Here is an 11,663-nt window from a genome sequence, read left to right as displayed (position 1 = left end):
GGCAAGATCGACGCGGATAGCGGCCGGGGCTTTGGTGCTGTTGGCTTGCATGCTGACCTCCAGGTGATGTTTGGCGACCTCACTCTGGCAGAGCGCTCGCCGCTTTCCATCCCCATAGGATCTTCACGGAAACTGACCATCCGCTTTGCCTGGTTCTGTCCACCTCACCGACTGTCACCCCGGGCTTGACTCGGGGCCCATCCTGAGATGCTTTCCAACTTACCACCAGAAGTGATCTGCGCCGGACCTCAAGATGGGTCCCGGCCGGAGTTTATCCTCGGGCGCGCCGCGACCCGGGGGCCGGGGTGACAGTCGGCAGGTTTGATTGGGATCGGGCAAAAAAGTAATCCCCGTCTCAAAATCCTCCCCCATAATTCCCCCATCTCTCCCGCGATGGGCGGACTGCAGCGAACAGTTGCGGGGGGAGCCGGTGAGACTGGATTCGCTCCAGGGCTCGCCTGCTAGTCGGGTCACCTTGCGACGAGCGATCAATAGGGGCCACGACAGCAGGAGAAACCCGGTATCCCGAGGCGGCGACGTCTCTATTACTTAGTTTTACTGAGACGCACGCGCCTCGGGATACGTCCACTTCAAAACCGGAGGCCTCTGGCCGACCGGCCTTTCGGCATGCCTTCACGCATCGCGGAACGCTCTTTGACACTTCGAGATGTCCCACCGGGCCGGGCGCGCCAGTGGCGGGACTGGGGGTAAGAACGCCACGAAAGCTGGGCTTGAGTGGCCGGTGGCACCCCCTCCGCCCAGACGCGCCTTGAACCGCCGCCCGCATCGGGTTACGGCACTCACGGTGCTGCCATAATCGAACGGCATGCCGGTCGGCCTCACGGAGACAGAGCCTTGCCCTTCCCCAATATCGACCCCATTGCCATTGCCATCGGGCCCATCGCCATTCGCTGGTATGCGCTGGCCTATCTGTTCGGGGTCATTCTGGGCGCCGGCTATGGCTATCTGCTCTTGCGCAATCAGCGCCTCTGGCATCGCGGCGCGCCGCCCTTCAAGGCCAGCGAAATCTGGGATTTCGCCTTCTGGGCCATGCTCGCCATCGTCATTGGCGGGCGCGTGGGCTATGTGCTGTTCTACAACCTGCCCTATTACCTGGAAAATCCGGCCCAGATCATCAACACGCTCGATGGCGGCATGTCCTATCATGGCGGCATGCTCGGCCTCATGCTGGCGGCGATCCTGTTCACCCGCTCCAAGGGCGGCAACTGGCTCTCCAGCCTTGATCTGCTCGGCGCCGTCGCCACCATCGGCATTCTGCTCGGGCGCCTGGCCAATTTCATCAATGCCGAGCTCTATGGCGCGCCCACCAATGCGCCCTGGGGCGTCGTCTTCCCCACCGATCCGCTGCAGGTCGCCCGCCACCCCAGCCAGCTTTATGAAGCCGCGCTCGAGGGCCTGTTGCTCTTCCTCGTCATCCGCGTCGCCACCCATGTGTTCTACGCGCTCAGGAAGCCCGGCCTCGTCGCTGGCATCTTCGCCATCGGCTACGCCCTCTCGCGCATCGCCGTCGAATTCGTCCGCCTGCCCGATGTGCAGCTCGGCTATCTCTATGGCGGCTGGCTCACCATGGGCCAGGTGCTCAGCCTCCCCATCCTGCTGGGCGGCCTGATCCTTGTCATCTATGCGGCCACCCGCCGCGAAAACCCGTTGCGCCCATGATTGATAAGCCCACCCAAACCAAGCTCGACAGCCTGACGCTGGAACAGCAGATCGACTTGCAGATCGCCACCTCCGGCCCGATCTCGGTCGCCACCTATATGGGCCTCTGCCTCACCCACCCGTCCAAGGGCTATTACCGCGCCGCCGAACCGCTCGGCGCCAAGGGCGATTTCGTCACCGCGCCGGAAATATCCCAGATGTTCGGCGAACTGATCGGCTTCTGGCTGGTCAATCTCTGGCAGCAGATGGATGAGCCCAAGGCCTTCACCATGCTCGAACTCGGCCCCGGCCGCGGCACGCTGATGGCCGATATCCTGCGCGTCGCCTGCCGCGCCCCCGGCTTCCGCGATGCCTTGCAGCTTCGCCTGTTCGAAACCAGCCCGGTGCTGATGGCCGAGCAAAAGGCCAGGCTCGAGGTCTATGAGCCCAAATGGCTGCAGGATTTCGAGAGCTTTGACGACGGCCCCGTGCTCATCGTCGCCAACGAGTTCTTCGACGCCCTGCCCATCCGCCAGTTCGTCCGCAAGGAAAAAGGCTGGCACGAGCGCCAGATCGGCCTCAAGGACGGCAAGCGCGTTTTCGGCCTTTCGCCCACGCCCATTCCGCCTGCCTCCATGCCCGATGCAGTGGCCAATGCCGCACCCGATACCATGCTCGAAGTCTGCTTCGCCGGTGCCGAAGTGCTCACCCGCCTGGGCAAGGTGATCGGCCAGCAGGGCGGGGCCCTCCTCGCCATCGACTATGGCTATGGCACCACCCAGACCGGCGACACCCTCCAGGGCGTCCGCCGCCACGCCTTTGCCGATGTGCTCGAGGCCCCCGGCGAAACCGATATTTCCGCCCATGTCGATTTCGGCGCCCTGGGCAATGTTGCCCGCGCCGCTGGCCTCGCCACCCAGCCTCTGGCCACCCAGGGCGATTTCCTCACCCGTCTCGGCATTGGCGAACGCGCCGCAGCCCTTTCCGGCGCCAATCCCGGCTCGGCCAACGATATCCGCACTGCCCACGACCGGCTGGTGGGACCCGACCAGATGGGCACCCTGTTCAAGGTGTTCTGCGCCCACAGCCCCGGATTGCAGCCACCCGGCTTTGCCGCATGACCGCCCCGCACGAACAGGCCCCGGCCCTCGCCGCCATCCCAACGCTCCGCCACGGTTTTTTCGGCCGGGCCGGCGGCGTCTCCACCGGCGACTATGCCGGGCTCAATGTCTCTCTCGCCATGGGTGATGATCCCGCCCATGTCGAGGCCAACCGCCAGATCGTTGCCGACACCATCGGCCTCGGCCCGATCAATATTTTGAAGCAAACCCACTCCACCCGCGTCCAGACCCTCACCGGCCCCATCGCCCCGGGCAGCATTGATGCCGACGCCCTGGTCACCGCCACGCCGGGCCTGGCCCTTGGTATTCTTACCGCCGATTGCACGCCGATCCTGTTTGCCGATCCGCAGGCCCGCGTCATCGGCGCGGCCCATGCCGGCTGGCGTGGCGCAGCCGAAGGCATTGCCCTCAACACCATCGCCGCCATGGTGGCCTTGGGCGCCGACCCGTTCCGCATCCGCGCCGCCATCGGCCCCACCATTTCCGGCCCCAATTACGAGGTGGGCGACCAGTTCCGAACCGATCTCCTCGCCATCACCCCCGATGGGGCGCCGTTCTTCACCACGCCCGCTGGCGGTAAGCGGCATTTCGATCTGCCCGGCTTCGTCCAAGCCCAATTGCGCGCCGCCGGTATCGGCCCGGTCGAGAACCTTGGCATCTGCACCTATGCCGCCCCCAAGCGCTACTTCTCCCATCGCTATGCCACCCACCAGCAGACCAAAACTGGCCGCCAGATCGCTGTCATCGCAATGACATGAGGTTTATTTACCGCTAAGCCCAAAGTGCCGTTGTCACGCCGGACACTTGCCGCTAAAGCTGCCCGCGAAACTGGAAGGTCCCACTCCCGAGGGACCGGTTGAGACAGGATCGCGTCCATGAAGCTGGTGACCGGCAATTCCAACCGACCTCTGGCCCAGGCCGTCGCCAGCTACCTCGAACTGCCCCTGACAGACTGCACGGTGAAACGCTTCGCCGACAAGGAAGTCTATGTCGAGGTGCACGAAAATGTCCGCGGCGAGGATGTCTTCATCCTCCAGTCGACCAGCTATCCGGCCAATGACAATCTGATGGAGCTGCTCATCATCGCCGATGCGCTGCGCCGCTCCTCTGCCCGCCGCATCACGGCCGTCCTGCCCTATTTCGGCTATGCCCGACAGGACCGCAAATCAGCCCCCCGCACCCCCATTTCGGCCAAGCTGGTTTCTAACCTCATTACCGAAGCCGGCGCCAACCGCGTCCTGACCCTTGATCTGCACGCTGCCCAGATTCAGGGCTTTTTCGATATCCCCACCGACAACCTCACCGCTGCCCCCGTCATGGTGCGCGATATCCGCGACAATTATGACGTCAAGAACGTCATGGTTGTTTCGCCTGACGTCGGCGGCGTGGTCCGCGCCCGCAATGTCGCCAGCCGTATCGGCGCAAGCCTTGCCATCGTCGACAAGCGCCGCCCCCGCGCCGGCGTTTCCGAAGTGATGAACATCATCGGTGACGTCGAAGGTCGGACCTGCATCATGATCGACGACATTGTCGATTCAGGCGGCACTCTGGTCAACGCAGCCGAAGCCCTGCTCAAGGCCGGCGCCAAGGAAGTCTCGGCCTATATCACCCACGGTGTGCTCTCCGAAGGCGCTGCCGAACGCATCGCCGCCTCCAAACTCAAGGAACTGGTCGTCACCGACTCCATCCTCGAGACAGACGCCACCAAGGCCGCTGCCAATATCCGCCGCATGTCGATCGATGCCCTGATCGGCGAGGCCATCGCCCGCACCGCCAGCGAACAAAGCGTCTCCAGCTTGTTCGACTAGCCGCCAGTTCGCGACAACACCAAAACCTATCCCCCCGCACCCATCTGGCGTTATCCTGTGCTCACCAGCACAGGAGGAGCCGACCATGCCCCGTTTTCTTGCACTCTATATGGGCACGCAGAATTCCGAAGTGCAGAAGGCCTGGGACAGCCTTCCCGAGGTCGAAAAAGCCGAGCGCGGTCAACGTGCCATGACCGAATGGGGCCAATGGGTCGAGCGGCACAGCCATGTCATCGTCGATATGGGCGCGCCCCTGGGCAAGACCCTGCTGGCCTCGCCCGAGGGCATAAGCCCCACCCGCAACGCCATCGCGGCCTATGTCATCGTAGAAGCTTCGACGCACGAGGAAGCGGCGCAGATGTTCCGGAACCATCCGCATTTCACGATTTTTCCGGGAACGGGCGTGGAGATCATGCCCTGCCTGCCCGTGCCGGGCGCATAAGGGCTATTGGCACACGGGAATCTATTGCCCAGCGTCCCTGAATCCTCTATAGCCCAGCGCCATGAAGCGCTCGTCACCCCTGGAGGACGGGCGCGTATGTTGTTGTAGGAACGACATACACCAACCCAGAATGGATGATTTCCATGGCTGCCAACAAGGTGCTCAAGGCACAGGCGCGTGAGGGAGTGGGCAAGGGGGCCGCTCGTGAACTGCGCCGTCAGGGACGTGTTCCCGCTGTTATTTATGGTGACAAGAAGCCCCCCGTCACCGTTTCCGTCGCATTCAAGGATGCGCTGAAGTCCATCTACTCGGGCGGCTTCAAGTCGCACGTTCTCGATCTCGATGTCGACGGCACCGTGCACAAGGTGATCCCGCGCGATTATCAGCTCGACGTCGTCATGGATCAGCCGGTCCACATCGACTTCCTGCGCGTTTCGGGCAGCTCCACCATCACTGTGGAAGTGCATGTCGAGTTCATCAACGAAGAAAAGAGCCCCGGCCTCAAGCGCGGCGGCACCCTCAACGTTGTGCGCCACACCGTCGAACTGATCGCTCCCGCCAATGCCATTCCCGAGGCCGTCACTGTCGACCTCTCCGGCACCGAGATTGGTGACTCGATCCACATTTCCGCTGTCACCCTGCCCAAGGGCGTCAAGCCCACGATCACCGATCGTGACTTCACCATTGCGACCGTTGTTGCACCGTCGGGCCTCAAGTCCGCCGAAGCTGCTGACGGCGCCGAAGAGGAAGCTGCCGAAGAGGAGTAATCCTGTCTTCAGCAACGAATCGTGTGAGGCGGCCCATGGCCGCCTCATTCATTTGCAAAGGCTGGTTTGATGAAATTGCTTGTTGGACTGGGCAATCCCGGCGCCCAATATGCGGGCAACCGCCACAATATCGGCTTCATGGCCATTGACGCCATCGCCGCCGCCAATGGCGTGTCCAATTGGAAATCCAAGCATGCCGGCCTCATCGCCGAAGCCGGCATCGGCGGCGAACGCGCCCTGCTCCTCAAGCCCCAGACTTTCATGAACAAGTCCGGCGATAGCGTCCAGCAGACCGCCCGCTTCTACAAGATCGACCCTGCCGACATCATCGTCTTCTACGACGAACTCGATCTTGCCCCGGGCAAGGTGCGGGTAAAGATCGGCGGCGGCAATGGCGGTCATAACGGCCTGCGCTCCATCGATCCCCAGATCGGCCTCGACTACAAACGCGTCCGCCTCGGCATCGGCCATCCGGGCAAGGAATTCGTCACCCACCATGTTCTGGGCGATTTCGCCAAGGCCGACCAGGCTTGGCTCACGCCCCTGCTCGACGAAATCGCGCGTCAGGCGCCACTCCTCCTCAGGGGCGACGATAGCGGCTTTATGAACAAGCTCGCCCTGGCAGTGAAGGGCGACGAGCCGGCCAAAAGCGAAAATCCCGTCGCCCCCAGGGCACAGAGCCATATCCGCCAGGCCCGCCCCGCAAAGCCACAGGCCGAAGTCCCGAAATCGGGGCCCATGGCTGATATGCTAAGCAAGCTGTTCGGCACCAAGGGCGAGTAGCAGGCTCGCATGCCCAATACGACACGCTATGAATAAAAAAAAGCCCCGGCGCGCTCACACCGGGGCCTGAACTCCTGCAATCCTTGCCTACGCCACAGCCGCCTTGCGCGGGCCGCGCGCCCATTCGGGCAGCCATTCGCCATGCGCCTCTATGAGGTCGTCGACCACGTTCCAGATCTGGTCCAGATCCAGCTCAGCCGCCGTATGCGGGTCCATCATGGCGGCATGGTAGATGTGCTCGCGCTTTTGTTCCACCAGCGCCCGCACGGTCAGTTCCTGCACATTGATATTGGTCCGCATCAGCGCCGTGAGCTGAGGCGGCAATTCGCCGATATAGGTCGGCTGCAGGCCGTTATCGTCGACCAGGCAGGGCACTTCCACGGCAGCATTGTTGGGCAGCGAGGTGATGACGCCGTTATTGCGCAGATTGCCATAGATCACCGAGGGCTCCCCGGTCCACACCGAGTTGACGATGGACGAGGCATATTCCTTGCTCTCCTTGACCTCGATGCGGTCGGCCTTCTTATAGTCGTCGCTGGTCTGCTTCCACTTCGCGATCTGCTCGACGCAGCGCTTGGGATATTCATCAAGCGGAATGCCGAATTTCTCGATGATGTCTTCGCGCCCTTCCTTGATGAAATAGGGCGTGTACTCGGCAAAATGCTCCGAGCTTTCGGTGACGAAATAGCCCAGCCGCGTCATCATCTCATAGCGCACCTTGTTGGGGCAGCGCGGGTTCCAGCCCGGCTTGGGCGCCCGGCCTTCGGCATAGGCGCGATGCAGCTCGGGATAGAGATCCTTGTAGCTCCCATCCGGCTGGCGATGCTCGAATTTGAGATAGAACGCCATGTGGTTGATGCCCGCCGAGCGGTAGCGGATTTCCTCGTAGGGAATATCGAGGTCGTGCGCCAGCTCCATGGCCGTGCCTTGTACCGAGTGGCACAGGCCAACCTGTTTGATCGATGGGTATTTTTCCGCGATCGCCCAGGTATTGATGGCCATCGGGTTCACATATTGCAGCATCACGGCATCGGGCGCGACCTGCATCATGTCCTCGCAAATGCTCCACAGATGCGGCACCGTCCTGAGGCCGCGCATGATGCCACCCACGCCAAGCGTATCGGCAATCGTCTGGCGCAGATTGTATTTCTTGGGCACCTCGAAATCGACCACCGTGGAGGGGTCGTAGCCCCCGATTTGGAAGCAGACGACCACGAAATTGGTGCCATCCAGCGCCTCGCGCTGGTTCGAATAGGTGCTGACCGTAGCCGGCACACCAAGCGTCTTGACCAGCTTGCCGGCAATGATCGCGCTTTCTTCCAGGCGCGTCGGATTGATGTCCATCAGCCGGATTTCCGCACCCGTCAGGGCAGGACGTTGCAGAATGTCGCCGACAATGTTCTTCATGAACACGGACGAGCCAGCACCGATAAAGGTGATTTTGGGGTTTGCCATTGGGGATGCTCCGTAGTGGGCCGGGACCGGCCTGCGGCTCCTCCTGCCGCGTTGTTCCCAATGCTATCGTTCATCGCCGATGATGCAATCCGGGATAGAATGCCTTTATTCCGGTTTTCTAAGAATCCTGCTCGGCGACACCGCGGGACTGCCCGCTCCAGCGCCGAAAGGCCTGTGGACTGTATCCTGTTGCGCGGCTAAACCGGCGCGAAAAGTAGAATGGGCTGTCAAATCCCACCTCTGCTGCGATCTGCTTGATCGGAAAGCTTGTACGCCGCAACAGGTCACCGGCCCGTCGCAACCGCACGCCCTCGAGATAGCCCTGCACGCTCTGCCCGGTTTCGGAACGAAACAGATGCGACAATCGAGATGGCGACAGCCCGGCCTCCCGGCTGACATCCTCAACGCTCACACGCTCGGACAAATGGGCCTCCATGAATGCCATGGCCCGCCGCACGCGCCTATCCAGATCGCCCGTTTCAGGCGAATTATGCATATCGCATTGCAACAGCAGCGCTTCCAGCGCATTCATCGCCAGCGCCTCCGCGCGGCGCTGGCCACTGCCGAGCAGGTCGTGCACCTGCAGGAATTGCGCAACAAGGGGGCCTTGGTCTCCCTCAGGCCGCAGCACCCTCAGCCCGCCGTCCACGCGCGGCCAGCGTAGCCAGTCATGCCAGTCAGCGCGTGGCTGAAAATGCGCCCATACCAGTTCCCACCGCTCAGCGTCGTCGGCAACGCCATAGTCATGCGGCGTTCCGGGCGGCAGCAACACCCAGTCCCCGGGGGCGGTGTGAAAGCTGCCGCCCAAATGCCCAAACCGCCCACCGCCGGACAACGTCAGAACCAGAAGCCAATCTCCGACGCCTTTGGGCCGATAGGCCCGATAACCCGCGGCCTGATCAAAATGACCCGTCAGCAGGCGCAGGACGTCATCATGCGGGGTTTCATCGGTTGCTTTCATAGCAGGATAATACATGTCTTCGGCAGGCCAGGCCATGGCGCCGCTCCGTGTGGCCATTATGTTTGAGCACAGGAGGACTGCCCATGACCCTTTCCAGCCAACAGCGTGCCGCCTATGCGCGAGACGGCTTCCTGGCCCTGCGCGGCCTGATCGCCCCTGACGAAATTGCCCTGATCCGCGAAACCTTCATGGCTCAGGCCAGCGAAGGCCCTGTTCCAGGCCTCTCCGACATGCGCAGCGGCAGTCCGACGGGCAACGACCCGCTGGCGCGCTATCCGCGCATGATGCATCCGCACAAGCATGACGATAAGCCGGTCGGCCCGCTTGCCCGCCGCTACATGCTCGACGCCCGCCTTGAGCCAATTCTGGCCGAACTTTTTGGCGAAGCGCCCTATGCCTGCCAGTCCATGTTCTATTTCAAGCCGCCCGGCGCCCGTGGACAGGATCTGCATCAGGACAATTTCTATCTGCGGGTCAAGCCAGGCACCTGCCTGGCCGCATGGATCGCCGTCGACGATGCCGACGAAGGCAATGGCGGCATGATGTGCGTGCCCGGGACCAACAGTCTCGGCATTGCCTGCCCCGAACCGTCCGATCCGGCGCTGTTCTTCACCTCCGATCATGTCGAGCCCCCGCCCGGACATGAGCCACGCATGATGAACCTCAAGGCCGGCGATGTGCTTTTTTTCAATGGCAGCGTCATCCACGGCTCGACACCCAATACCAGCGCAGACCGCTTCCGCCGTTCGCTGATCTTCCACTATGTGCCGGCCAGCACCGTCGAAATCAGCCACTGGTATGAGGCCATCAGTTTCGCTGGAGACAAGATGGATATCGCCATCAACATGGATGGTGGTCCCTGCGGCACCGCCCAGCCAGCCCCCACCGGCCCCCACTAGCCACCAGCGGATTTTCCCGTATGGCCGGAATAGGCCGTTCGTAACCGCACCGGATCAGACTCGCATGGCAATTGGAGCGTGCCATGCGCGACAGATATTATCGTTTGATGGACGCGGCAGACCTGCCATCCCAGGCTGTGTTGGTACGCATCCGGCAGGACGGCGGCACACTGCTTGCCTCTATCCTGGGCGATGCAGATGAACTCGAAAGCGCGCCGGACCTGGTGCTTTTCCGCGCCGCCCTGTTGCGCCTGCAACAGGACCTTGCGGCAATTTTCGTTCTATTGGAGGAACCGGCGCACTGGCAGGCCGACTGGGGCGATCTGGTCGACTACCGCGTCACGCGAAAAAACGGAAAGCCGGCACTGCGTTTCGCGCAGCCGCCGGCTTCCTCTCAATGCGATAATGCCCAACCGGGTCAGACGTTAAACTTGAACAGCATCACGTCGCCATCCTTGACGACATAGTCCTTGCCCTCGTCGCGCGCCTTGCCCGCTTCCTTGGCCGGCACTTCGCCACCCAGGGTCACGAAATCCTCGTAGCCAATGGTCTGGGCGCGGATGAAACCGCGTTCGAAATCGGTATGGATCACGCCGGCCGCCTGCGGGGCCTTGTCACCGCGATGGATGGTCCAGGCGCGCGTTTCCTTGGGGCCGACGGTGAAATAGGTCTGCAGGTGCAGCAGATCATAGGCCGAGCGGATCAGGCGATCGAGGCCGGGCTGCTCCAGTCCGAGCGACTCCAGATATTCCGCCTGCTCCTCATCGGGAAGCTGGGCGAGCTGGCTCTCAATCTCCGCCGAGATGATGACGACGCCCGCCTCATTGGCTGCGGCATAGTCTTCCACCTTCTTGGAATATTCATTGCCTGTCGCTGCAGAGCCTTCGTCCACATTGCACACATAGAGCACCGGCTTGCTGGTCAGAAGCTGCAGCTCGTTGAATGCCTTTTCTTCTTCCGGATCGCGCTTGACGAAACGGGCCGACTTGCCCTCGCGCAGCACGGCCAGCGCGCGGTCGATTAGCTCCAGCGTGACCTTGGCGTCCTTGTCGTTCTGCTTGACCTTTTTCTCCACGCCAGGCCGGCGCTTTTCCAGGCTCTCCAGGTCCGCCAGCATCAACTCGGTCTCGACCACCTCGGCATCGGCAAGCGGGTCGACCTTGTTTGAAACGTGGATGACATTGCTGTCTTCAAAGCAGCGCAGCACATAGGCAATGGCATCAGTCTCACGAATATTGGCCAGGAACTGGTTGCCCAGGCCTTCCCCCTGCGAAGCGCCCTTCACCAGGCCGGCAATATCCACAAAGCTCATGCGCGCCGGCAGAATCTGCGCCGATTTGCCAATGGCCGCCAGCTTTTCCAGCCGCGGATCGGGCACCGAGACCTCGCCCACATTGGGTTCGATCGTACAGAACGGGAAATTGGCCGCCTGCGCAGCCGCAGTACGGGTCAATGCGTTGAAAAGCGTCGACTTGCCGACATTCGGCAGGCCGACAATGCCCATCTTGAAGCCCATGGGTATCTCCGGGAAAATGTTGCGCTCCACTTGGGTCGGATTGGGGGAGATGTCAATGTTTGACGAACCCCTCACCCGTCTCGGCCTCCGGGCGATCCATCCTCTCCCACAAGGGGCGAGCGGTGAGCCGGCGTTCGGACAGGCACATTGCCCCCCTTCTCCCCTCGTGGGAGAAGGTGCCAGAAGGGCGGATGAGGGGTACCTCCCTTGCCCCCGTCGCCGCAACATGCCAAAAGCATCGTTGACGTATAG

Annotated in this window: 13 protein-coding genes; 10 read left to right on the top strand and 3 right to left on the bottom strand. The window is 62.2% G+C overall.

Annotation, left to right across the window (positions count from 1 at the left end; genetic code table 11):
• From DDE76_RS19815 to pth, 8 genes are all read left to right on the top strand, one after another.
• Nucleotides 1-189, top strand: a 189-nt coding sequence (locus DDE76_RS19815; protein WP_210202705.1) for a hypothetical protein, incomplete at its 5' end; no start/stop codon positions are given.
• Nucleotides 190-855: 666 nt separating this feature from the next.
• The gene (gene lgt, locus DDE76_RS03450) at nt 856-1,680 is read left to right on the top strand and encodes a prolipoprotein diacylglyceryl transferase (protein ID WP_104893629.1); all 825 of its coding nucleotides are present in this window, start codon (nt 856-858) and stop codon (nt 1,678-1,680) included.
• Nucleotides 1,677-2,780, top strand: coding sequence for a class I SAM-dependent methyltransferase (locus DDE76_RS03445; RefSeq protein WP_104893628.1), 1,104 nt, complete (start codon nt 1,677-1,679; stop codon nt 2,778-2,780). Before lgt ends, DDE76_RS03445 begins: the two co-directional genes overlap by 4 nt.
• Nucleotides 2,777-3,538 carry a peptidoglycan editing factor PgeF gene (gene pgeF, locus DDE76_RS03440; protein ID WP_104893627.1) on the top strand — a complete coding sequence of 254 codons (762 nt, stop codon included), beginning with the start codon at nt 2,777-2,779 and terminating at the stop codon, nt 3,536-3,538. The genes DDE76_RS03445 and pgeF overlap by 4 nt, the downstream gene beginning before the upstream one ends.
• Nucleotides 3,539-3,655: 117 nt before the next feature.
• Nucleotides 3,656-4,588, top strand: coding sequence for a ribose-phosphate pyrophosphokinase (locus DDE76_RS03435; protein WP_104893626.1), 933 nt, complete (start codon nt 3,656-3,658; stop codon nt 4,586-4,588).
• Between the two features lie 85 nt (nt 4,589-4,673).
• Entirely contained in the window at nt 4,674-5,030 is a 357-nt protein-coding gene (locus DDE76_RS03430) for a YciI family protein (RefSeq protein WP_104893625.1), read from the top strand.
• A gap of 143 nt (nt 5,031-5,173) precedes the next feature.
• Nucleotides 5,174-5,797: a 50S ribosomal protein L25/general stress protein Ctc gene (locus DDE76_RS03425; RefSeq protein ID WP_104894955.1), complete on the top strand. Its 624-nt coding sequence runs from the start codon at nt 5,174-5,176 to the stop codon at nt 5,795-5,797.
• Between the two features lie 69 nt (nt 5,798-5,866).
• On the top strand, nt 5,867-6,580 hold the full coding sequence (gene pth, locus DDE76_RS03420; RefSeq protein WP_104893624.1) for an aminoacyl-tRNA hydrolase: 714 nt from the start codon (nt 5,867-5,869) through the stop codon (nt 6,578-6,580).
• A gap of 87 nt (nt 6,581-6,667) precedes the next feature.
• Here pth and melA read toward each other — a convergent pair whose 3' ends face one another.
• Complete coding sequence (gene melA / locus DDE76_RS03415; protein ID WP_104893623.1) at nt 6,668-8,035, bottom strand: alpha-glucosidase/alpha-galactosidase; 1,368 nt, start codon at nt 8,033-8,035, stop codon at nt 6,668-6,670.
• 118 nt (nt 8,036-8,153) lie between these two features.
• Nucleotides 8,154-9,032 (bottom strand): arabinose operon transcriptional regulator AraC, encoded by an 879-nt coding sequence (gene araC / locus DDE76_RS03410; protein ID WP_157955642.1) that lies wholly within the window; start codon nt 9,030-9,032, stop codon nt 8,154-8,156.
• 47 nt (nt 9,033-9,079) lie between these two features.
• Between araC and DDE76_RS03405 the strand changes: the two genes are divergently transcribed.
• Together DDE76_RS03405 and DDE76_RS19480 are read left to right on the top strand one after the other, a co-directional pair.
• Nucleotides 9,080-9,895, top strand: coding sequence for a phytanoyl-CoA dioxygenase family protein (locus DDE76_RS03405; RefSeq protein WP_104893621.1), 816 nt, complete (start codon nt 9,080-9,082; stop codon nt 9,893-9,895).
• Nucleotides 9,896-9,978: 83 nt separating this feature from the next.
• Nucleotides 9,979-10,362, top strand: coding sequence for a hypothetical protein (locus DDE76_RS19480; RefSeq protein WP_157955641.1), 384 nt, complete (start codon nt 9,979-9,981; stop codon nt 10,360-10,362).
• On the opposite strand, the gene ychF is transcribed toward DDE76_RS19480, so the two are convergent.
• On the bottom strand, nt 10,314-11,411 hold the full coding sequence (gene ychF / locus DDE76_RS03395; protein WP_104893619.1) for a redox-regulated ATPase YchF: 1,098 nt from the start codon (nt 11,409-11,411) through the stop codon (nt 10,314-10,316). The genes DDE76_RS19480 and ychF overlap by 49 nt on opposite strands.
• Between the last annotated feature and the right edge of the window lie 252 nt (nt 11,412-11,663).

The organism is Devosia indica (assembly GCF_003056405.1).
GTDB classification, from domain to species: domain Bacteria; phylum Pseudomonadota; class Alphaproteobacteria; order Rhizobiales; family Devosiaceae; genus Devosia; species Devosia indica.
Note: the sequence above shows the minus strand (reverse complement) of the source record. Positions and strands in the feature narration are given on the sequence as shown.

Coding starts and splice junctions, on each gene's coding strand:
- DDE76_RS03425 (WP_104894955.1), top strand. CDS start 5,174: ATGGCTGCCAACAAGGTGCTCAAGGCACAGGCGCGTGAGGGAGTGGGC.
- pgeF (WP_104893627.1), top strand. CDS start 2,777: ATGACCGCCCCGCACGAACAGGCCCCGGCCCTCGCCGCCATCCCAACG.
- DDE76_RS03435 (WP_104893626.1), top strand. CDS start 3,656: ATGAAGCTGGTGACCGGCAATTCCAACCGACCTCTGGCCCAGGCCGTC.
- DDE76_RS03445 (WP_104893628.1), top strand. CDS start 1,677: ATGATTGATAAGCCCACCCAAACCAAGCTCGACAGCCTGACGCTGGAA.
- pth (WP_104893624.1), top strand. CDS start 5,867: ATGAAATTGCTTGTTGGACTGGGCAATCCCGGCGCCCAATATGCGGGC.
- melA (WP_104893623.1), bottom strand. CDS start 8,035: ATGGCAAACCCCAAAATCACCTTTATCGGTGCTGGCTCGTCCGTGTTC.
- ychF (WP_104893619.1), bottom strand. CDS start 11,411: ATGGGCTTCAAGATGGGCATTGTCGGCCTGCCGAATGTCGGCAAGTCG.
- araC (WP_157955642.1), bottom strand. CDS start 9,032: ATGGCCTGGCCTGCCGAAGACATGTATTATCCTGCTATGAAAGCAACC.
- DDE76_RS03430 (WP_104893625.1), top strand. CDS start 4,674: ATGCCCCGTTTTCTTGCACTCTATATGGGCACGCAGAATTCCGAAGTG.
- DDE76_RS19480 (WP_157955641.1), top strand. CDS start 9,979: ATGCGCGACAGATATTATCGTTTGATGGACGCGGCAGACCTGCCATCC.
- DDE76_RS03405 (WP_104893621.1), top strand. CDS start 9,080: ATGACCCTTTCCAGCCAACAGCGTGCCGCCTATGCGCGAGACGGCTTC.